Annotated in this window: 17 protein-coding genes; 13 read left to right on the plus strand and 4 right to left on the minus strand. The window is 51.7% G+C overall.

The window, feature by feature from the left end; translation table 11 throughout:
* Positions 1-160: 160 nt before the first annotated feature.
* The 3 genes from lon to HVE01_RS16610 all read left to right on the plus strand — a co-directional run bounded on the left by lon (position 161) and on the right by HVE01_RS16610 (position 4,986).
* Positions 161-2,590: an endopeptidase La gene (gene lon, locus HVE01_RS16600; RefSeq protein ID WP_125747610.1), complete on the plus strand. Its 2,430-nt coding sequence runs from the start codon at positions 161-163 to the stop codon at positions 2,588-2,590.
* Between the two features lie 194 nt (positions 2,591-2,784).
* A complete protein-coding gene (locus HVE01_RS16605; RefSeq protein ID WP_009724302.1) occupies positions 2,785-3,057 on the plus strand; it encodes an HU family DNA-binding protein in 273 nt (90 codons plus the stop codon).
* Positions 3,058-3,168: 111 nt separating this feature from the next.
* Positions 3,169-4,986 (plus strand): SurA N-terminal domain-containing protein, encoded by a 1,818-nt coding sequence (locus HVE01_RS16610; RefSeq protein WP_125747612.1) that lies wholly within the window; start codon positions 3,169-3,171, stop codon positions 4,984-4,986.
* A 75-nt stretch (positions 4,987-5,061) separates the two neighbouring features.
* Here HVE01_RS16610 and HVE01_RS16615 read toward each other — a convergent pair whose 3' ends face one another.
* Complete coding sequence (locus HVE01_RS16615) at positions 5,062-5,832, minus strand: UDP-2,3-diacylglucosamine diphosphatase (protein WP_125747614.1); 771 nt, start codon at positions 5,830-5,832, stop codon at positions 5,062-5,064.
* A 13-nt stretch (positions 5,833-5,845) separates the two neighbouring features.
* Positions 5,846-6,346, minus strand: a complete 501-nt coding sequence (locus tag HVE01_RS16620) for a peptidylprolyl isomerase (protein WP_038483952.1) — start codon at positions 6,344-6,346, stop codon at positions 5,846-5,848.
* 156 nt (positions 6,347-6,502) lie between these two features.
* Between HVE01_RS16620 and HVE01_RS16625 the strand changes: the two genes are divergently transcribed.
* The 10 genes from HVE01_RS16625 (at position 6,503) to HVE01_RS16670 (ending at position 19,113) form a co-directional block, all read left to right on the plus strand.
* The gene (locus tag HVE01_RS16625; protein ID WP_125747616.1) at positions 6,503-8,182 is read left to right on the plus strand and encodes a glutamine--tRNA ligase/YqeY domain fusion protein; all 1,680 of its coding nucleotides are present in this window, start codon (positions 6,503-6,505) and stop codon (positions 8,180-8,182) included.
* Between the two features lie 11 nt (positions 8,183-8,193).
* Positions 8,194-9,585, plus strand: coding sequence for a cysteine--tRNA ligase (gene cysS, locus HVE01_RS16630; protein ID WP_125747618.1), 1,392 nt, complete (start codon positions 8,194-8,196; stop codon positions 9,583-9,585).
* Between the two features lie 149 nt (positions 9,586-9,734).
* Entirely contained in the window at positions 9,735-10,643 is a 909-nt protein-coding gene (gene osmF / locus HVE01_RS16635; RefSeq protein WP_125747620.1) for a glycine betaine ABC transporter substrate-binding protein OsmF, read from the plus strand.
* 3 nt (positions 10,644-10,646) lie between these two features.
* Entirely contained in the window at positions 10,647-11,840 is a 1,194-nt protein-coding gene (locus HVE01_RS16640) for an ABC transporter permease (protein ID WP_125747622.1), read from the plus strand.
* Positions 11,837-12,802 carry an ABC transporter ATP-binding protein gene (locus HVE01_RS16645; protein ID WP_125747624.1) on the plus strand — a complete coding sequence of 322 codons (966 nt, stop codon included), beginning with the start codon at positions 11,837-11,839 and terminating at the stop codon, positions 12,800-12,802. Before HVE01_RS16640 ends, HVE01_RS16645 begins: the two co-directional genes overlap by 4 nt.
* A complete protein-coding gene (locus HVE01_RS16650; protein ID WP_125747626.1) occupies positions 12,792-13,568 on the plus strand; it encodes an ABC transporter permease in 777 nt (258 codons plus the stop codon). The genes HVE01_RS16645 and HVE01_RS16650 overlap by 11 nt, the downstream gene beginning before the upstream one ends.
* Before the next feature lie 163 nt (positions 13,569-13,731).
* Positions 13,732-14,934, plus strand: a complete 1,203-nt coding sequence (locus HVE01_RS16655) for a thiamine pyrophosphate-dependent dehydrogenase E1 component subunit alpha (protein WP_125747628.1) — start codon at positions 13,732-13,734, stop codon at positions 14,932-14,934.
* A 1-nt stretch (position 14,935) separates the two neighbouring features.
* Positions 14,936-15,913 (plus strand): alpha-ketoacid dehydrogenase subunit beta, encoded by a 978-nt coding sequence (locus HVE01_RS16660; protein WP_125747630.1) that lies wholly within the window; start codon positions 14,936-14,938, stop codon positions 15,911-15,913.
* Between the two features lie 17 nt (positions 15,914-15,930).
* Positions 15,931-17,184: a 2-oxo acid dehydrogenase subunit E2 gene (locus HVE01_RS16665; protein WP_125747632.1), complete on the plus strand. Its 1,254-nt coding sequence runs from the start codon at positions 15,931-15,933 to the stop codon at positions 17,182-17,184.
* A 63-nt stretch (positions 17,185-17,247) separates the two neighbouring features.
* On the plus strand, positions 17,248-19,113 hold the full coding sequence (locus HVE01_RS16670) for a serine/threonine protein kinase (RefSeq protein ID WP_125747634.1): 1,866 nt from the start codon (positions 17,248-17,250) through the stop codon (positions 19,111-19,113).
* On the opposite strand, the gene HVE01_RS16675 is transcribed toward HVE01_RS16670, so the two are convergent.
* Both HVE01_RS16675 and HVE01_RS16680 read right to left on the minus strand, forming a co-directional pair.
* Positions 19,087-19,707, minus strand: a complete 621-nt coding sequence (locus HVE01_RS16675) for an ABC-type transport auxiliary lipoprotein family protein (RefSeq protein WP_125747636.1) — start codon at positions 19,705-19,707, stop codon at positions 19,087-19,089. The two genes, HVE01_RS16670 and HVE01_RS16675, sit on opposite strands and share 27 nt — an antisense overlap.
* Entirely contained in the window at positions 19,704-20,645 is a 942-nt protein-coding gene (locus tag HVE01_RS16680) for an MlaD family protein (RefSeq protein ID WP_125747638.1), read from the minus strand. The genes HVE01_RS16675 and HVE01_RS16680 overlap by 4 nt, the downstream gene beginning before the upstream one ends.
* Positions 20,646-20,651 lie beyond the last annotated feature (6 nt).

The following is a 20,651-nucleotide window of genomic DNA, read 5'->3' on the forward strand; positions in this document are numbered from 1 at the left end:
GCCAAACCAAGGGGTCGCCTAGGCGGCCCCTTGTTATTCATAAGTTACTAATGAAATGTTTGCCTAGCTGCTCAGCGCCCTAGCGCCATGCTTTTCATACTGTGAGGTACTTGGCTAAGTACCCTTTCAAGTACTCATCCGATTTTGAGGAACGTCTGCGATGCAGCAGAACGCCGATCAGACACAATGTCTACCCCTGTTGCCTTTGCGGGATGTGGTTGTGTACCCGCAAATGGTTATTCCACTTTTTGTTGGTCGTGAGAAGTCCATCCAAGCGTTGGAAGCGGCGATGGAGGCCGACAAGCGTGTGCTGCTGGTGGCTCAGCGTGAGGCCTCCCAGGATGAGCCCGACAACGCTGATCTTTATGCCATGGGCACCGTGGCCGATATCATGCAGCTGCTAAAATTGCCTGATGGCACTGTAAAAGTGCTGATTGAGGGTAATTTTCGTGCTGATGTTATTGATATTGAAGAGCACGAGACGGGTTACACCCAAGCTCACTTGGTGCCTCGCGAGAGCGAGCCGCTAACCAGTCGTGAACAGGAGGCGCTGGTACGTGTGCTGCTCAATCAATTTGAGCAATACGTCAAGCTGTCCAAAAAGGTGCCCAACGAGGTGCTCAATTCGCTTTCTGGAATTGAGGATCCTAGTCGGTTGGTTGATACCATCTGTGCGCATTTGTCATTAAAAATAGGTGACAAGCAAGAGTTGCTCGAAATGGATCGCGTACGTGATCGCATTGAGCACTTAATGGCGCTGATTGAGTCCGAAATTGATTTGCTGCAGGTTGAGAAGCGCATCCGCTCGCGCGTCAAAGAGCAGATGGAAAAGACCCAGCGTGAGTATTACCTCAATGAGCAGATGAAAGCCATCCAGAAAGAGATGGGTGAGCTGGATAATGTGCCGAACGAGGCTGAAAAATACGAGCAAGCCATCGCATCATCTGGAATGCCTAAAGAAGCGGCTGAAAAAGCGACTCAAGAGCTTAGCAAGCTGAAAATGATGGCCGCTAACTCAGCTGAAGCTACCGTGGTTCGCTCGTACTTAGACTGGCTAATAGCCGTCCCCTGGAAGAAGCGTACCCGTGTCAAGCACGACTTAGTGAAAGCTCAGGAAGTGCTGGACCAAGATCACTACGGTTTAGAAGAAGTTAAGGCGCGCATCCTCGAGTATCTTGCAGTACAAAAGCGCGTACGCAAGATGAAAGGGCCTGTATTATGCTTGGTGGGCCCGCCGGGTGTGGGTAAAACTTCTCTTGGTCAATCTATCGCGCGGGCCACGAATCGTAAATATGTTCGCCTTGCGTTAGGTGGTGTACGTGATGAGTCTGAAATTCGCGGTCATCGCCGCACCTACATTGGTTCGTTGCCGGGTAAACTAATCCAGCGGATGAGCCGTGCTGGCGTTAAGAATCCACTGTTTTTATTGGATGAAGTCGATAAGCTGGGTATGGATCATCGCGGTGACCCTGCATCAGCGCTGCTAGAGGTACTTGATCCTGAGCAAAACAATAGCTTTAGTGATCACTACCTTGAGCTGGACTACGATCTATCGGAAACGCTATTCATCTGTACTGCTAACTCAATGAATATTCCTGGTCCGCTCTTGGATCGTATGGAAATAATTCGCTTGCCGGGTTACACCGAAGATGAAAAATTAGCGATCGCTAGGCGTTATTTGTTGCCGAAGCAACAGGAAGCGAATGGCCTCAAATCCGAAGAGCTAGCCCTCAATGATGATGCTCTGCTAGAACTAGTGCGCTATTACACTCGGGAAGCGGGGGTGCGCGAGCTGGAGCGCCAGATCGCTAAAGTGTGCCGCAAGGTGCTGCGTGAGCGTTTAGAAGCCGAGCAGACAACGGGCGATAAGCAGGGCAGTCATTTGCAGGCTCAACAAGAGCTGACAGCTGAAGATATTGAAGCCTATGCCGGTGTGCGCCGTTATAGCTACGGGTTGGCTGAGCAGGAAGATCAAGTAGGTCGGGTGACGGGGCTTGCGTGGACATCGGTTGGCGGCGAATTGCTGAATATCGAGTCGGTTGTGACACCCGGCAAAGGACGCGTTAACAAAACCGGCTCGCTGGGCGATGTTATGAAAGAGTCAGTGAGTGCGGCGCAAACGGTCGTTAAGGCACGTGCAAAAGAGTATGGCATTGATCCTCAACGGTTTGAGAATGAAGACTTGCACATTCACGTTCCAGAGGGCGCTACGCCCAAGGACGGCCCAAGTGCAGGTATCGCCATGGTAACCGCTATTGTCTCTGCCTATACTCAACGCCCTGTGCATTGTGATGTGGCCATGACAGGCGAAGTGAACCTACGTGGCGAAGTGATGCCTATTGGAGGGCTAAAGGAGAAATTGCTGGCAGCCCGTCGCGGTGGTATAAAGACGGTCCTAATTCCTGAGGAAAATCGTCGCGACCTCAAGGAAGTGCCAGAAAATATCAAAGGGGCACTTGATATCCGCCCCGTACAGTGGATAGATGAAGTACTGGCCGTAGCGCTACATAATGATCCAATCGACGAGAGTGTCTCGTTGAAAGGTTCTGATCCGGCTTTTAATTCAACCGTCGTAACGAGTACCCATTAAGCGTTAATGCTCCGCTGAGTTTTAACAGTACTTAATAGTTTTGCCCAAGACCTTGAGTTGCGGGCATTTCTCGGCACTGTCGCTTGACAGGGGTTTCAAGGCATTGCTATAAAACACAGCTATGCTTTGAAGTTGCATCTAACGGTGGCAGTGCCGTTCAGAGCCATTTTTTTGAAACAGTTAAGGGGTGAAGTGTGAATAAGTCCGAGCTGATTGAAGCTATTGCCGCGTCTGCTGATATTCCTAAAGCAGCGGCAACCCGCGCATTGGATGCCATGGTGGAGTCTGTCACCGATAGCCTCAAAAAAGGCGAAAGTGTTTCACTGGTAGGTTTTGGTACTTTCGCAATTAAAGAGCGTGCTGCTCGTACTGGCCGTAACCCGCAGACTGGCCAGCCGATTGAAATTAGCGCTGCAAAAGTCCCCAGCTTCAAAGCCGGTAAAGCGCTGAAAGACGCCGTCAACTAATTGGCTCGCGTTTGCTGTAAGCTAATGGGCGCATCGCATTCGCGATGCGCCCATGTTTTTTTCTGGCCCGATAGTTAGGGCGATAGATAGCTGTGATGATCTGAGGCTAGCATGCTGCAAAGTATTCGAGATGGCTCCAGAAGCTGGGGTGCCAAAATAATTATCGGTGTCATGGTCGCTGCCATGGCGCTTTTTGGCGTGGAGTCGCTATTTAGTATCTTTGGCGATGACCCTAATCAAGTGGCAAGCGTTAACGGCGAGCCAATCATGCGTCAGCAGGTTGAGCTTGAGGTGCAGCGTGCGCTTCGTTCTGGACAGGTGCCACCAGAGCAAGAGCGGGCGCTGCGTAATGACGTTCTTGATCAGCTAATAACTCAGCAACTGCTAACGAGGTATGCTGAAGACGGTGGAGTGTTTGTTTCTGATGCCCAACTAGATCAAATGATTGTTGGTTTGCCAGAGTTTCATGATCAAGATGGTCGGTTCTCAGCTGAAATATTCCGCAACCGCCTTGCCGGTGCCGGATATACTCCTGTGGCGTTTCGTGAAGAGCTGCGTGCTGATATTAAACGTCAGCACTTGCAACAAGGCCTTGCGTTTAGCGACTTTAGTTTGGAAAATGAGCAGGAGCGTTTAGCTGAGCTGCAGCGCCAGCAGCGCAGTTTTCGCTATGTTTTATTAGATACCGATGATGTGACTGTAGAGGCGGATGTTACTGACGCACAAATGCAGGCATATTTCGATGCAAACCAGGCGCGTTTTGAACGTCCTGAGCAGGTACGTGTTGAGTATGTGCTAGTTGATCGTCAAGCCATGGCAGAAAATGTTGAGGTTGATGAGCAGAGCTTGCGCGATGCGTGGCGCGAGCAGAATCGCAATGCCGATCGACGTGTTTCGCACATTATGGTGACGTTTGGTGAAGAGCGCAGCCGCCAAGAAGCAGAAGCACGCGCTAATGAGGCGTTAGATGCTTTGAGTCGTGGCGATTCTTTCGCTGATACTGCTGTGCGTTATTCGGATGATACGGCGAGTGCTGAGGAAGGCGGCGACTTAGGGGTGATTAGTCGTGGTTTCTTTGGTGATGCCTTTGATGAAGCTGCTTTTGCTCTAGATGAGGGTGAAACCTCTCAACTGGTGGAAATGGATGGTGCGTTTCATATCCTTCAGGTAACCGAGCTGGTAGTCCCCGACTTTGAAGAGCAGCGTGAAGCGCTTCGGCAAGATGTTGCTCTGCGTGAAGTTAGTGATGAGTTCAATCAGCAAGTTCAGCGCTTAATTGATGAGAGTTTTGCTGCTGATGATCTACAAAGCGTTGCGGATGACCTCGGTCTCACGCTAAATGAGACTGACTGGCTAGCACGCGGTGAAGGTGAAGGTGTGCTTTCAGAGCCAGGAGTGCTGGATGAGGCCTTTAGTGCTGATGTGCTAGAAGAGGGCTATAACAGCGAAGTGATCGAGCTTGATGATGATCGTCGCTTGGTGCTGCGTGTTGCGGAACACCGCGAAACGACTCAACTCACGTTAGACGATGTGCGTGACGAAGTCGCTAATGCTGTAGTGGCTCAACAGCGCCAAGAAGCGCTGGAGCAAGAAGCGGCTCGTATGATTGAAGCGGTGGAAGCGGGCGAGGCCAGCGATATTGATTGGCGTGAGGCTAACAATATCTCGCGTCAGTCTGACGGTGTGCTTCCCCAGGCGGTAGTGCAACAGGTGTTTCGTATGCCGCGTCCGCAGGAGGGGGATAGCGTTTACCGTTCTGTGTCATTGCCGGAAGGTGTTGCCGTCGTAGCGCTGGATAGCGTATCGGTAGGCGAAGTTGACGAGCAGCTTACCTCCTTTGTTACACAAATGGCCGAGCAGCTTCGCGCACAGTCTATCATTCAGGGCTTAGTAGACGATCTGCGTAGTGACGCGAAGATTGAGCGGTAATTAACGCGTTTTTATCAACCTAAAAAGCCGGCCAATTAATTTGGCCGGCTTTTTTTGATAGTGCAACGCTAGATGTCAGGGTGGGTTGGCTAAGGTGAATTGGCGCAGAATAGGCATCGCGTCATGCTCTGCCGTGCGTTCAACGATGATGTCCCAGCCATGGTGAGTATCCCAATCACCGAGAACAAAACGTTTAGCAGGGACCTCCTCAACCGTCAGGTCATGTACTTTTGGCCGATGGGTGTGGCCGTGGATCATGGTGGTGACACCTGAGTGTGCCATTAGTGCCACCACTTCTTCATGGGTCACGTCCATGATCGCTTCCGCTTTGCTCGCATTGGCATCGCCCGACTGCATGCGCAGACTCTTGGCAAGCTCTAACCGCTGATCAAGGGGTAAGGATAGGATTTGCGTTTGCCACTGAGGATCTCTCGATTGTTGGCGGAACGCCATGTAAGCCTCGTCTCTAGTGCAAAGGCTATCGCCATGCAGAATAACGACAGGCACTCCTTGGAGTTCCACCGTTTGGCTTTCGGGTAGCAGAGAGGCTAGGCACTCACTGGTGAAGCGCTCGCCAATCAGAAAGTCGCGATTGCCGTGCAGGAAATAAATGGCGGTTCCGTTACTGCTTAGTTTGCGTAACCGTCTAATCACTTCCCAGGCGATGTCGCTAAGAGGATGCGGTGTGTCAAGGAGATCATCTCCGATCCAGGCGTCAAACAGGTCGCCTAGAATATACAGGGCATCAGCCCCAGTAGCGGTGTGCTCTAAGTAGCGATAAAACCCCTGATTGATTTCAGGGGTGTCACTGCTTAGATGCATATCAGCTATCAGCAGAGTGCGCATAGAACTCCCGTAATTAGTCGGCTTCTTTTACATAGGCGCGCTCAATAATGACATCGTCTGCGGGCACATCGGCGTGCATGCCACGGCGTGTGGTGCTGACACCGCGGATGGCGTCTACTACGTCCATGCCATCGACAACCTCGCCAAACACGGCGTAGCCCCAGCCTTGAAGACTTTTACCACTATGATTCAAGAAACTATTGTTACCAACGTTGATAAAGAACTGGGCTGTGGCAGAGTGAGGGTCTTGAGTGCGTGCCATCGCCAGTGTGCCAACCGTGTTTTGTAAGCCATTGTCGGCTTCGTTCTCGATCGGATCGCGGGTTGGCTTTTGGTTAAAATCTTGATCGAAGCCACCGCCCTGAACCATAAAGCCATCGATCACACGGTGGAACAAAGTGCCATCATAAAAACCATCGCGGACATATTGCTCAAAGTTGGCGGCGGTTTTCGGCGCTTTTTCATGATTAAGCGCAATAGTGATGTCACCGTGGTTGGTCTGTAATACGATCATAGATAAATTCCTGTTCAATAAAGGCGTTCGCCTTGGCGCTGTGCATCGGCGTCACGTTATAATAGCGGTTTTGCTTGGCACCGCGAAGCGCAAACCCTAATAGCTTAGGCATTGGTTGCCTAGCTCGCCATCCACCATGAGGTTATCAACACCACCATGACCAACGAGACCACCCCAGCGCCGAACTTCATTCGCAACCAAGTACGCGACGAAATAGAGGGCGGCCAGGTCACCAAAATTGTGACGCGCTTTCCTCCTGAACCTAATGGCTTTTTACATATCGGTCATGCAAAGTCGATCTGTTTAAACTTCGGGTTGGCAGAGCAGCTAGGTGGTGAGTGTCATCTGCGCTTTGACGACACCAACCCGGCGAAGGAAGAACAGGCGTATATCGACGCCATTAAAGAGGACGTCAGCTGGTTAGGCTTTAACTGGGCAGGCCCAGTTCGCTTTGCTTCTGATTATTTCGATCAGCTTTATGCGTGGGCACAACATCTTATTCGCGAGAGCAAAGCTTACGTTGATGATCTTTCTCCAGATGAAATTCGCGAATACCGTGGCACACTCACGGCACCGGGTAAGCCAAGTCCTTACCGCGAGCGCAGCGTTGACGAAAACCTAGATTTGCTGGAACGCATGCGTAACGGCGAGTTTGGCGAAGGCGAAAAAGTACTGCGTGCAAAAATTGATATGGCGTCGCCCAATATCAATCTTCGCGACCCGATCCTTTACCGGATTCGCCATGCCAGCCACCATCAAACAGGTGACAAGTGGAAAATCTACCCGTCGTACGATTTTACCCATGGCCAGTCTGACGCCATTGAAGGCATTACCCATTCAATCTGTACGCTGGAGTTTGAAGACCATCGCCCGCTGTACGAGTGGTTTTTGAATAATTTGCCGGTTCCCGCCAAGCCGCGCCAAATCGAGTTTGCTCGACTGAATCTGGATTACACCCTCACTTCCAAGCGCAAGCTGAAACTGCTGGTTGACGAGCAGATTGTCGATGGCTGGGATGACCCGCGTATGCCAACCATTTCAGGCATGCGTCGCCGTGGCTATACGCCAGCCTCCATTCGTAAGTTCTGTGAGATGATTGGTGTTACGCGCGCTGATGGGGGCTTGGTGGATATTGCCATGCTAACCCATGCGATTCGTTCTGATCTTGAGGACAATGCGCCGCGGGCAATGTGTGTATTGAAACCCCTTAAGGTGGTGCTGACCAACGTTTCTGAAGACCATGAAGAAGTGTATGACGTGCCAGGGCACCCTGCACGAGAAGATATGGCGGTGCGCAAGGTGCCGTTTAGTCGCGAGCTGTATATCGATCAAGACGACTTCATGGAAGATGCACCCAAAAAGTTTTTCCGTTTAGCGCCCGGCAAAGAAGTCCGCCTGCGTAACAGTTACGTGATTCGTTGTGATGACGTTGTTAAGAACGAAGCCGGTGACGTGACGGAACTGCACTGTTCGGTGGATTTCGATACGCTAGGTAAAAACCCTGAAGGTCGTAAGGTGAAAGGCGTGATTCACTGGGTGAGTGCTGCCCATGGTGTGCCGATGGAAGTGCGCTTGTATGACAATTTATTTACGGTTGAACAGCCGGACCGTGACAAAGATGTCGACTTCCTTGAACACCTGAACCCCGACTCCTTGACGGTATGCCACGCTATTGGCGAGCCCAGCTTGGCGGATGCTGTTCCAGAAGACCGCTTCCAGTTTGAGCGGGTGGGCTATTTCTGCGCTGACCGTCATGCTTCTAAGCCAGGGCAGCTGGTGTTTAATCGTACCGTTGGGTTGAAAGATAGCTGGGCGAAAATCAAACAGAAGGGCTAAGGAATCGTCATATGCACATTTATAATACGCTGACACGCCGCAAAGAACCGTTTACCCCGCTAGTGGCGGGTAAAGTCAGTATGTATGTCTGCGGCATGACGGTGTATGACTACTGTCACCTTGGCCACGCGCGGGTCATGGTAGCCTTCGATGTGATAACCCGCTATCTGCGTTATCGCGGTTATGATGTTACTTATGTCCGTAACATCACCGACATTGACGATAAAATTCTCAAGCGTGCGGAAGAGAATAACGAATCGATCAGTGCACTCACCGAACGCATGATTCAGGCAATGCACGAAGACGAAGCACGTCTTGGGGTATTGCCCCCAAGCCATGAGCCTCGGGCGACAGGTCATATTGATGACATTGTTGCCATGGTTGAGACGCTGATTAAAAAAGGCTTTGCTTATGCTGCTGCCAATGGTGATGTGTATTATCGGGTACGCAAGTTCGCTGATTACGGCAAGCTAAATAATCGTCAACTTGATGATATGCGTTCTGGTGCCCGGGTCGAGGTTGATGTCCATAAAGAAGACCCGCTTGATTTTGTGCTTTGGAAAGCCGCTAAACCGGGCGAAGCACACTGGCACTCGCCTTGGGGCAATGGCCGTCCTGGATGGCACATTGAATGCTCAGCAATGTCAACGTGCTGCTTAGGCGATACCTTCGATATTCATGGTGGTGGTCCTGACCTTACGTTTCCTCATCATGAAAACGAAATTGCCCAATCAGAGGCGGCGACTGGTAAAACCTACGTCAACACCTGGATGCATGCCGGGGCTGTGCGGGTTAACCAGGAAAAAATGTCAAAATCGCTGGGTAACTTTTTTACCATCCGTGATGTGTTGGCCGAGCATGACCCGGAAGTTGTGCGTTTCTTGCTAGTGGCTAGCCACTACCGTAGCCCTATTAACTACTCGGTAGACTCTCTCCATGAGGCCCGCAAATCGCTGACGCGTTTTTATACAGCGTTAGAAGGGGTGGAAGTATCGTCTCGCAGTGGCGCAGATGAGGAAGGTTATGCCGAGCGTTTCACTATGGCGATGGATGACGACTTTAATTCGCCTGAGGCGTTAGCGGTATTATTCGATCTAGCGCGGGATCTCAATCGCGCTAAGAGCGAGTCGCCAGAAAGAGCGCAGCGGTTAGCCGCGGAATTAACCCGTCTAGCAGGTGTGCTAGGGCTTTTGCAGCAAGATCCTCAGACCTTTTTGAAAGGTAATCAGCAGCAGGTAGCACTGAGCGAGGCTGAGATTGAAGCCAAAATAGCCCAGCGTAAAGACGCTAAAGCGAATAAAGATTTTGCACAGGCAGATGCTATTCGTGATGAACTAGCGAGTTTGGGAATTATCCTAAAGGATTCCCGTGAGGGAACAACCTGGGTGATTGAAGCGCCTTAAGCGTGATCGATGTTGAGGGTGATTAAAGAAGGGCATCGAATAGAAACGTTGTAGATGTCAGGCGTCATTAACATGGCGTCTGGCGTCAACGCCGTTGGCTCTTATACTCAGATGGGACCTTCAAAACGCAAAATAATAGGATGACCACTATGCGCTTTACCCTAAAACCGACCATCGTCGCCTGCTTATCAGCCATTACTTTTTCGACTGCTTACGCCAGTGACCCTGTTGTCATTTCCTCCAAAATCGATACAGAAGGGGCCGTGCTGGGTGAGTTGATTATTCAAGCGCTAGAGCGTGGCGGTGTGCCTACAGAAGATCGCCTACAACTAGGTGGCACCAGCGTTGTGCGTAGTGCGCTTGAAGCGGGAGAGATTGATCTTTATCCCGAATATACCGGTAACGGTGCTTTTTTCTTTGATATGACTGACAGCCCCGTCTGGAATAGTGCAGAGGATGCCTACCAGACCGTTAAACAGCGTGATGCGGAGCAGGGGCTGATATGGCTGAAGCCTGCTAGCGCTAATAACACTTGGGCCATGAGTATTCGTGAAGACGTGGCAACGGCCAACGGCTTAACGACCCTTGATGATCTTGCTGCTTATGTTAACGAAGGCGGCGAGTTTAAGTTCGCAGCGAGCGCAGAATTTGTAGAGTCCGCTCAGGCCTTGCCTGCATTCCAGGATGCTTACGGTTTTGAGCTTAGCGATGATCAGTTGCTGGTGCTGTCCGGTGGTAACACGGCGGCGACTATGCGAGCGGCTGCTCAACAAACAAGCGGTGTTAATGGTGCCATGACCTACGGCACCGATGGCGGTTTAAGTGCGCTTGGGCTGGTTGTTTTAGAAGATATCAAGGGGGTTCAGCCGGTGTATCAGCCATCGCCAGTTGTGCGTGCTGAGGTGCTGGAGGCTTACCCTGAAATCGAGACGCTACTCAACGACGTATTTGTAACGCTTGATCTTGTGACGTTGCAAACGCTGAACGCAGATGTCGCGGTAAATGGTTTCTCTCCCGATCAAGTCGCAAGCGACTATCTTGATAGCCTGGATGACTAATGAATGTCACAGATAGACGCCTCGCCATCGCTACCCCGTCAATATGGGCATTTAAACTCCGTATTGATATGTTTAAGTGCCGTTATGTTAGGGGCTTCTTGGCTTCTGAGCCTTGTTAGTGTCGCACCTAATAGGATTGTCGCGGGTACCTACTACGGCTTAGTAGCTGCGATCGGGTGGCCCGGTGCGCTGCTAGTTTCTTTGTTGTTTATCGCTATGGGTGGCTTGGCCGTAAGGCCAAGCCGCCTTCATTATTACGCCCAACTGTGTATCGTTACCCTGATCCTGTTATTGATGCCTTTCGGGCTTATGGTGGCCGGACACTGGCTGATTGACCCCTCTCTGCCACAAGCGCGTTTAGGTATTGGTGCTGCCTATTGGGTCGTGCTTTTTTTACTTTTATTGTGCTTAGTGGAAGTGCGCTTACGTTTGCAGCTGTCGCGCTTATGGACAGCTCTATTGCTCAGCAGCGTGGGGGTGGCGTGGCTGCTTTGTGCCGCCTTATGGCTTGAAAGTTTAGCCCTTGTTCAGGAGTTTCAAGCGCGCGACCAGCAATTTTATCGTGCCATGCTGCAACATGTGGTGCTGGTCGGCATAGCGGTGAGCGTTAGTATCGTAGTTGGTTTAGTGCTCGCTATGTTAATGCGACGTTACCAACGTCTACAACGAATAGCGTTTGCATGGCTGAACTTCCTGCAAACGATTCCGAGCTTGGCTCTGTTTGGTCTACTGCTGGCTCCGCTTGCTTGGCTCGCTGCTAACGTACCTGTTTTAGCGCAGTTAGGGGTTAGCGGTATTGGCGCCACCCCCGCATTGATGGCGCTCATTGCCTATAGCCTGTTACCCATGGTGCGCAATACTTATATTGCGCTTGATGAAGTCGACCCTGAAACCTTAGATGCTGCTAAGGCGATGGGCATGCGTCCGTATCAGCGCTTCTGGCAGGTAAGATTTCCGTTGGCGCTGCCAATAGTATTAGAAGGTGTGCGAATTACCGCTGTTCAAGCGATTGGTTTAACGGCCGTTGCTGCATTGATTGGGGCAGGTGGGCTTGGCACGTTTATTTTTCAGGGGTTGGGCCAAGCGGCTATGGACATGGTGTTGCTTGGCGCGCTACCTATTTTAGTCTTGGCACTTATTGTAGATGCTAGTTTGGGGGCATTAGCCGACGCGCTTCGCCCCGGGGGACATAAATGATAGAGCTTTCCCATGTGTCGAAGCACTTTGGCGAAGACACAGCGGTAGACGACATATCCTTACACGTCGCGAAAGGAAAGTTCTGTGCGCTGGTAGGGTCATCAGGCTGCGGAAAATCGACGACGTTACGTATGATAAATCGTTTGATTGAGCATAGTAGCGGCGACATTATCATCGACGGACAGGCAATAGGCCACTATGACCCGGTTAAGCTTCGCCGCCGCATCGGCTATGCGATCCAGAGTACCGGCCTGTTTCCTCATTGGACGGTAGCGCACAACATTGGGCTGGTACCACGTTTGTTAAAATGGCCTGCCGCTGATGTTAAAGCACGCGTAGAAGAGTTAATGCGTCTATTAGGCCTTCCCACGGAAGAGTTTGCCCATAAGTATCCTCACCAGCTCTCTGGCGGCCAGGCGCAGCGGGTAGGCGTTGCGCGCGCATTGGCGGCAGATCCTGATATTTTGCTGATGGATGAGCCTTTTGGAGCGCTAGACCCTATTACTCGAGAAAAGCTTCAAGACGAGCTGGCAAAGCTTCAGGCGCGGCTGCATAAAACCGTGGTGTTCGTGACTCACGATATGGATGAAGCGCTCAAGCTGGCCGATCATTTAGTCGTTATGCGCGAAGGACGAATTGTTCAGCAAGGGGCTCCGCTAGCGCTGCTTCAAGCCCCCGCCGATCCATTTGTTGAGTCGCTATTGGGAGGATTGGAGCGTGGTTTAAAGCAAGCTGCTTTAACACGTGTGAAGGATCACATGTCATCGCTTGGGCAGACGCTGCCTGCTCAGTCGCGCATTCCGGGGGATTTTTCACTGCGCCAGGCGCTTTCAATGATGCTGCGTGACCACTGCGATAGGCTGACGGTTGTCGACCAGCATGATATGCCGATGGGCGAGTTATCGCTGCGCAAAGTGGTCAAAGAGGCCCAGTTAGACAAGGTGAGTCACCGTGACGCGTGATCGTAACCGTGGCGAATCATCGATTGCCGTCGGTCCGCGTTGGCTATGGCCTATTGGTTGGGCGCTTTTGCTGCTGATCGGGGTATTGGGTATCCCGGCGTTAGAGCCCGCATTTCGTTGGCTGGAGCCAGACGCCCGTCAGGTGATTTATTCCCGCGCTGATTTTGCTGCTCTGCTGGCAAGGCACGTGTTTGTTGTTGGCATCGCAGCTGTCATTACGATATGTGTAGGCGTATTGACCGGCATCGCAGTCACTCGGCAGTGGGGGCGAGACTTCTTACCCCTAGCGGGGCAGTTGGCTTCTCTGGGGCAGACATTTCCTCCTGTGGCAGTGCTTGCCCTGGCGGTTCCTGTGTTGGGTTTTGGAACACTGCCGATTATCGTGGCGCTAATGCTCTATGGCTTATTGCCGATTGTGCGAAACACACTTGCCGGGCTGCAAGATGTAGATACGAGTCTTAAACAGGCGGCGTTTGCCATGGGGATGACCCCTTGGCAGGTGTTAACTCGCGTTGAGCTGCCATTGGCCACACCGGTGATTCTGGCCGGTATCCGAACATCGGTAACTATTAATATTGCCACAGCGGCTATAGGGGCAACGGTAGGTGCCAGTAACTTAGGTGACCCGATCATAGCCGGTATCGTGAATGGCAATATGGCGTATGTTTTACAAGGTGCGCTGTTGATCGCGTTACTCGCGTTGACCGTCGATAGTCTATTTAATGCGTTGCAGCAACAGCTGCGCAATCGTCTATCTGCGTCTTAAGTTGTATCCCTAAAAGTAGCAGACTGCGTTACTGTCCTTATGTTGAGTTGATCGAGGTGACACTAACCTCGATAAGATTGACCTATGCTAGATAAATCCACTGGTAAAAACGGTCAACACCAACAACAATGCCCTCAAAAGGGGTAATACAAGGATAATAAGCATGACAAACTACGTACATCAGCCGCGCTTTATGACCGGCGACGAATTCTCAATGGCTACCTTCAGCCTGCTTGACCCTGAGGGCGAGCTTTACGAAGGTGCGCTAGAGCCAGACCTACCGCGTGATCATGCCAGACGGCTCTATCAAGCCATGCTGGCCACCCGTATCCTAGATGAGCGCATGATGGCTGCCCAACGCCAAGGGCGGCTCAGTTTTTATATGCAAAGCACGGGTGAAGAAGCCGCCGTTGTTGGCGCCGCTGCTGCGCTAGACGATGCCGATATGATCATGGCGCAGTACCGCGAGCAAGGCGCTTTAATGTATCGCGGGTTCTCCATTGATGAGTTTATGAATCAGCTATTTGGCAACGAGCTTGACTACGGTAAAGGCCGCCAAATGCCGATTCATTATGGGTCGCGCAAGCTGCACTACATGACCATCTCATCTCCGCTTGCAACGCAAATCCCCCAGGCGACAGGCTATGCATACGGCCAGAAATTAGCCGGTGATGGGCACTGCACCTTAACGTTTTTCGGAGAGGGTGCCGCATCAGAAGGTGATTTTCACGCCGCGCTGAATATGGCATCAGTTCACCAAGTACCGGTGATTTTTTTCTGCCGCAACAATGGCTATGCCATTTCAACACCATCAACCGAGCAGTTTGCAGCGGATGGCATTGCCCCCAGGGCATTTGGCTATCATATGCATGTGATACGCGTTGACGGAAACGATGCACTGGCGGTTTATGAAGCGACACGCCAAGCGCGTCAGATTGCCGTTGAACAGAACAAGCCCGTGCTGATTGAAGCCATGTCTTACCGTCTTGCTGCTCACTCCTCTTCAGACGACCCTTCCGGCTATCGTGCCAAGAGTGAAGAAGAAGCATGGCGGTTAAAAGATCCCATACTGCGCATGCAGAAATGGCTGTTGAAAAAAGGCTGGTGGAGCGAGGAAGAGGAGACCAGCCAACAGGAAACGCTGCGTCGCGAAGTGCTGGATACCATGAAACGGGCAGAAAAGCGTTCGTCCCCACCGCTAGAGTCGCTGATCACTGATGTCTATGCCGATATCACCCCTGAGTTACAGCGTCAATTTGACCAGCTTAAGCGCCATATTCGCCGCTATCCAGAGGCCTACCCGCGTGGAGCGCGGTCGCTAGACCTTGAGGTGAATACGTCCACAGATTCCCAGGGGGAGGCATAACATGCCCACAATGAACATGCTCCAGGCGATCAACAATGCGCTTGATATCGCCATGGCTGAAGATGACAAAGTTATCTGTTTTGGTGAAGATGTTGGCGTTTTCGGCGGTGTATTCCGTGCTACCAGCCATTTACAGGAAAAGTATGGTAAAGCACGCTGCTTCAACACGCCGTTGGTAGAACAAGGCATTGTTGGTTTTGCCAATGGGTTGGCCGCTCAAGGTTCAGTGCCCGTTGCTGAAATACAGTTTGCCGACTACATCTTTCCCGCCTTTGACCAAATCGTTAATGAGTCTGCGAAATTCCGCTACCGCTCAGGGGATTTATTCAACGTGGGTGGGTTAACCATCCGTACGCCCTATGGCGGCGGTATCGCGGGCGGGCTCTATCATTCGCAATCACCAGAGGCTTACTTTACACATACGCCTGGCTTGAAAGTCGTTGTACCGCGCAACCCCTACCAAGCGAAAGGGCTACTGCTCGCTTCCATTCGCGATCCAGATCCAGTGCTTTTTTTAGAACCTAAGCGTCTCTATCGTGCATCGGTGGGTGACGTGCCCCAAGAAGATTACCAGCTTCCGATTGGTGAAGCGGAGGTCATTAAAGAGGGCACTGATATAACGCTGGTGGGCTGGGGCGCACAGATGGAAGTCATCGGCAAAGCCGTTGAACTTGCTGAAGAGCAGGGCATTGCCTGTGAAGTGATTGATTTGCGTACGTTGTTGCCATGGGACGCGGATACTGTTGTTGAGTCTGTCCTAAAAACAGGACGTTTGATCGTCAGCCATGAAGCGCCGTTAACAGGTGGCTTTGCCGGTGAGATCGCCGCAACGATTCAAGAGCGCTGTTTTCTCTATTTGGAATCGCCGATTGCTCGGGTAACGGGGCTAGATACACCTTTCCCACTAGTGCTGGAAAAAGAGTATTTGCCCGACCATCTGAAAATTTTTGAAGCAATTCGCGAAAGCGTTAACTTTTAACGCCAGGGAGAAAAATAATGAGCGATTTCATGCTGCCGGATATCGGCGAAGGCATTGTTGAATGTGAAGTGGTGGAGTGGCGCGTTGCGGAAGGTGACCGGATTGAGGAAGATCAGCCAATTGTCGAGGTGATGACCGATAAAGCGTTAGTGGAAATTACCGCTCCTGAAACAGGCGTTATCACCAAACTTTATGTTGCCCAAGGAAAAATTGCCAAAGTACACGCGCCGCTTTATGCCTACCAAGCAGAAAATGACACGCAAGAAGCCGGTGCGACGGAACAGGCTAACGAACCTCAATCGCCTGCCGCTGATGCTGACAGTGGTTCAGCCAAGGCGGTTGAACCAGCCGCGGTGGCAACCGGTACCAACGCGAGTACAAGCAGCGGCAAAATACCTGCCAGCCCAGCCGTGCGGCGTCTTGTTCGTGAACACCAGCTTGAGTTAGCTGCCATTGCTGGCAGTGGTAAAGATGGCCGGGTATTAAAAGAAGACGTGCTGGCGCACCTGAATCAGCCTTCTACTGCCCCTAGTCAAGCACCATCGAAAGCAACCCAAGGAGCACAGTTGCCTCGCGTCGAGCCGCTTCGCGGTGTGCGCGCGGTAATGGCAAAAAGAATGGTTGAGGCCGCCAGCTCCATTCCGCATTTTCACTATGGTGAAGAGATCGATGTGACCGATCTGCTGGCGCTGCGCGAGCGACTAAAGCCCCGGGTAGAGGCGCTTGGTGAGCGGCTAACCCTTATGCCCTTTTTCATGAAAGCTATGGCGCTGGCGGTTACTGAGGCACCGATCATCAATGCTCAGCTAAACGCGGAAGCCAACGAGTTGCACTACTACGAACAGTGCAATATTGGCATGGCGGTGGATAGCAAAGCCGGTTTGCTGGTGCCCAATGTGAAAGGTGTTGAGCGTTTAACGCTGCTAGACATTGCTCGTGAAGTGGGGCGTTTAACCATTGCGGCCCGAGAAGGGCGTGTTGATCAGGCTGATCTCAAAGGTGGCACCATTAGTATTTCTAACATTGGTGCGTTGGGCGGAACCTATGCCGCGCCGATTATCAATGCGCCTGAAGCAGCAATAGTGGCGATTGGTAAAACCCAATGGTTGCCGCGCTTCGACGAGCAAGGCGACGTTCAGCGGCGAGCCATTATGACCATCACCTGGGCAGGTGATCATCGCTTTATTGATGGCGGTACTATCGCTAGGTTCTGCAATGCCTGGAAAGGCTACTTGGAAGCGCCTGAAACCATGCTGCTGTACTTGGGCTAAGGTTGCTAGGCATTGCATGGCAAGAGGTTAAATAGCCCGAAGTTGGTTGGCAAGGAATGAGAAATGTCTCAGGCACCGCTCCAGCAGTTTTATATACCGGAAGAGCAGTCGGTATATCTACTTAGCCACCATGATGCCCGTAAGCTGAAAGACTGGGTAGCCCTGTGTCAGGCACAGCTCGCCCAGTTGGGCTACACGGGGATCGAGTTGGTTGGTAAAGGTGCCTATGGCTTTGTATTTTCGGGCAGCGCACAACACCAAGAGGTGCCTGCCCACTACGTGTTTAAATTCTCACGTATTACGCTACCGACCCATTTACAAGAACGCCTTGAAGAAGAGGCGTTTATGCTTGATCAGGTGTCCCATCCCCGCATACCAAAGCTGGTGGCTTATCAGCGCTCTCGAGGCCAGTCAATTCTGGTAATGGAGCGTGCGCCTGGTTGGAACCTTGAGCAGGTATCACTGAAAGAAGGCCGTCTCTCTCCACGGCTAGTGGTTCACATTGCCCATCAGTTGGCCGAAATTCTTTCTGCACTGCGCCGTGAAACGGGGCCCAATGCACGCCCCGTTGTGCATGGCGACATCAAGCCGTCAAATTTGGTATTTGATCCAGAGACCGAGTCCATCGCATTGATTGACTGGGGATCGTCCGTGTTTGCCCAGTTAGACGAAAAACTCCAGTTTGTCGGGGCAAACGTGATGGAATTAATGTCCGATAATCTGCAACAAACCAACGCCCGACTGGGCGATGTCTACTTTATTGGTGAAGAGCAGTTAAATGGAGCGCTATCATCGCCCCGATTCGATGAACAAGGGGCGGCAGGCACGCTATATGCACTAGCCTCTGCGCAATCTTGCCGCTTTGGTCATCGTGCTATTCCCGCTAGCTCGCTGGGGTTACCCTTGGAATTTGCCCGCACCTTGGACGGCATGCTGGATCCCGACCCACACATCCGCCATAAAGCTGGAGATCACTATTTACAGGCGATGTCCCGCATGGCCAAAGTGGTGATGTTAGATTTACCTACTCCAACACAAACGCCGCTAGTGCCTGTCTGGGGGCGCGCGGCGCACCAGGAGATTGATACGGTCGTTTACAGCTCTCGGAAGGCGTTTCTGCGCGAAGCGAACGCGGAAGAGACACTTAATGATGTTAATGATGTGCAGCTAGATCGCTATTACAAGCAATTTATGCAAGGTATGGGGGAAACCGAAAAGGCGTTTTTGGCCTCGGTAAGCCGATTAGGAAAGTACCCAGTTGTCGGTGGTTTAGCCGTCCGCTGGGAGCGAGAGGGGGTATATATAGACTCCTCGCTTAACTTGCATGATCCCGCATTAAAGCCAGCGTTCATTCAAGCCGTCAACAATATGGTGCACTTGGCGCGAGCCATTCATCGTCAAGGGGTGTTTAAAAGCTGCTTGTTTAATGCACGCCAAACGCTGCATTTGGAGCGCGCCAGTTCAGAAGAGTCTTTTCATTGTGATCCTGGTACCACTATTGACTATGAGCTGAGCGCGGTTCCGGAAATGGAAGATCGCACTCGCCAGCATAGCTATTTTGAAGACGGCCCTGATCCAGAAGAGCTACTGGTCCTGCCTGACACCATTATGCACATACTGCTACGGCTGAATGAGATCCATCACACCGGCATGATTATCTTTGAGGCACTACCAAAGCATCTTAAAATCCATAGCTATTATCGGCTTCTAGACCCTAGCCGAGAGGCCGAATTTAGGACGTTGCTGGCGCAGATGTTGGCGTCTGTTAGCCAGATCGAGGGGTTAGGCGTGTCCGGCTTTATGAAAATGCCCTATAAAGACACGCGATTTTTTACCCATTTAGAGTGCCAACCTGAACATTTTTATCCTAAAGACCCACGTGATTTTTTAAGAAAAACGCCGTCAATCGGTGGCTCTCAGACTGCTTGATTGCGCCGCGATCCATGCTGAAAGCTGCTCAGCTAGCGCATCGCTGGCCGCGCCAAACGCATTGACGACGTCCGGGATCTCTGGACTAGCCGCGCGGGTGCGGATAACAAAACTCGTCACTGCTAGCGGCTTTCGGTGTTGTGTACTCATAAGCTGGACATCTAATTGAAGATGAATGCTAGGTGGGGAAGTGTCGTACTCACTTTGGAAGTGGCGCAGTTCGCTGAGTAGCAACACATCGTGGGGCAGTCGGTCGCTACTTACACCAGTGAATAGTTGGCGTTGCTGCAGGTCAGAAATTAAGCGCGCTTGAAGCATGTCTGGAGCGTCTTCATGCCAGCGCACACCCTCATACACATTGACTACATTGCCTTCCGGGTACACCACAATACGGTTGCTGTTCAGCAAGTGACCTGCCTCTGGGGTAGCAATGCCTAGCGTTGCGGGGAGGGGAACGGCCGTGTGTTCAGCCTGAGTGGCAGGGGGTGGCAGCCGATAGAGCGTTGCGGGATTGCTTTCGGGCAGTATTGAACAGCCGGCGCTTAACACAAGCGCCGCTAATGGGACGATGCTAAACCTAGAGCGCAAGCTCATGGACGAAACTCCTCTACCTGATCTCGGCCCAGAAAAAAGTCTGCGGGACTCTCTTCAAGCTGGCGAGTAATACGCTCAAGATTAGTTAGTGTAGAACGTAGGGCTGAAAGTGCGGGGGCAATGTCTTGTGCCCCCTGCAGCGTACTGTCGACAGCGGCGGCATTGTCGTTAACGAGCTGTTCAATTCGTTGCGCGGCGCTGGCCACATCACGACTGGCGCTCGCAGCGCTTTGCATCATTTGCTGGCCATCTCGACGCAATAGCTGTGTCGCTTCTTGGCTGAGGGTGTCGATGCTCTCAAGAGTCGCTGTGGCTTGGCGTGATACTTCACCGAACAGTGCCATATTTTGATCAAGCGCTGTCTGTTGTGAAGCGATCATCTCTGTGATCTGTGCAATGCTTGTCAAAATGGTGCCTGCTTGTTCACGATTGCCGTCATTAAATAGTTCATTAACGTTTAGCAGGATAGAGTTAATGTTTTGAATCATTGTTTCGCCTTCATCAAATAGCGTAGCGATCGGTGAAGGGTCTGCGGTTATAAACGGAGCCATGTCGTCCGTTTGGTTGATCAGTCGTGAACTTTCGGGAGTGCCACCATACAGTTGTATCGACATGCTGCCGGTAATGCTGGCAAATGATAGTTTGGCTCGAGTATCTGTTTTGATCGGGGTGTCTTCATAAACTCGCACACTGGCAATAACTTGACGGGGATCGTCAGGGTTCAGTGTCAGCTCGGTAACATCGCCAACTTCAATGCCGTTATACTGCACTTTACTGCCAATTGATAAACCACTAACACTGCGCTCAAATAGAATGCGGTAGGGCTGATAGTTACGCTCTCCGTCGGCGTAGCTCATCCAGAGTGCAAACAGCAGCGCCGCGACGGCGGTTCCCAGTGTGAACAAACCTATTAAAACGTGATGCGCGCGAGTTTCCATGTGCAG

Origin of the sequence: Vreelandella venusta (assembly GCF_007989605.1) — a bacterium.
GTDB lineage: Bacteria > Pseudomonadota > Gammaproteobacteria > Pseudomonadales > Halomonadaceae > Vreelandella > Vreelandella venusta.

Excerpts from the sequence above, each read along its gene's own strand:
- lon (WP_125747610.1), top strand. The coding sequence starts at position 161 with ATGCAGCAGAACGCCGATCAGACACAATGTCTACCCCTGTTGCCTTTG.
- HVE01_RS16610 (WP_125747612.1), top strand. The coding sequence starts at position 3,169 with ATGCTGCAAAGTATTCGAGATGGCTCCAGAAGCTGGGGTGCCAAAATA.
- HVE01_RS16615 (WP_125747614.1), bottom strand. The coding sequence starts at position 5,832 with ATGCGCACTCTGCTGATAGCTGATATGCATCTAAGCAGTGACACCCCT.
- HVE01_RS16620 (WP_038483952.1), bottom strand. The coding sequence starts at position 6,346 with ATGATCGTATTACAGACCAACCACGGTGACATCACTATTGCGCTTAAT.
- HVE01_RS16625 (WP_125747616.1), top strand. The coding sequence starts at position 6,503 with ATGACCAACGAGACCACCCCAGCGCCGAACTTCATTCGCAACCAAGTA.
- cysS (WP_125747618.1), top strand. The coding sequence starts at position 8,194 with ATGCACATTTATAATACGCTGACACGCCGCAAAGAACCGTTTACCCCG.
- osmF (WP_125747620.1), top strand. The coding sequence starts at position 9,735 with ATGCGCTTTACCCTAAAACCGACCATCGTCGCCTGCTTATCAGCCATT.
- HVE01_RS16640 (WP_125747622.1), top strand. The coding sequence starts at position 10,647 with ATGTCACAGATAGACGCCTCGCCATCGCTACCCCGTCAATATGGGCAT.
- HVE01_RS16645 (WP_125747624.1), top strand. The coding sequence starts at position 11,837 with ATGATAGAGCTTTCCCATGTGTCGAAGCACTTTGGCGAAGACACAGCG.
- HVE01_RS16655 (WP_125747628.1), top strand. The coding sequence starts at position 13,732 with ATGACAAACTACGTACATCAGCCGCGCTTTATGACCGGCGACGAATTC.
- HVE01_RS16660 (WP_125747630.1), top strand. The coding sequence starts at position 14,936 with ATGCCCACAATGAACATGCTCCAGGCGATCAACAATGCGCTTGATATC.
- HVE01_RS16665 (WP_125747632.1), top strand. The coding sequence starts at position 15,931 with ATGAGCGATTTCATGCTGCCGGATATCGGCGAAGGCATTGTTGAATGT.
- HVE01_RS16670 (WP_125747634.1), top strand. The coding sequence starts at position 17,248 with ATGTCTCAGGCACCGCTCCAGCAGTTTTATATACCGGAAGAGCAGTCG.
- HVE01_RS16675 (WP_125747636.1), bottom strand. The coding sequence starts at position 19,707 with ATGAGCTTGCGCTCTAGGTTTAGCATCGTCCCATTAGCGGCGCTTGTG.
- HVE01_RS16680 (WP_125747638.1), bottom strand. The coding sequence starts at position 20,645 with ATGGAAACTCGCGCGCATCACGTTTTAATAGGTTTGTTCACACTGGGA.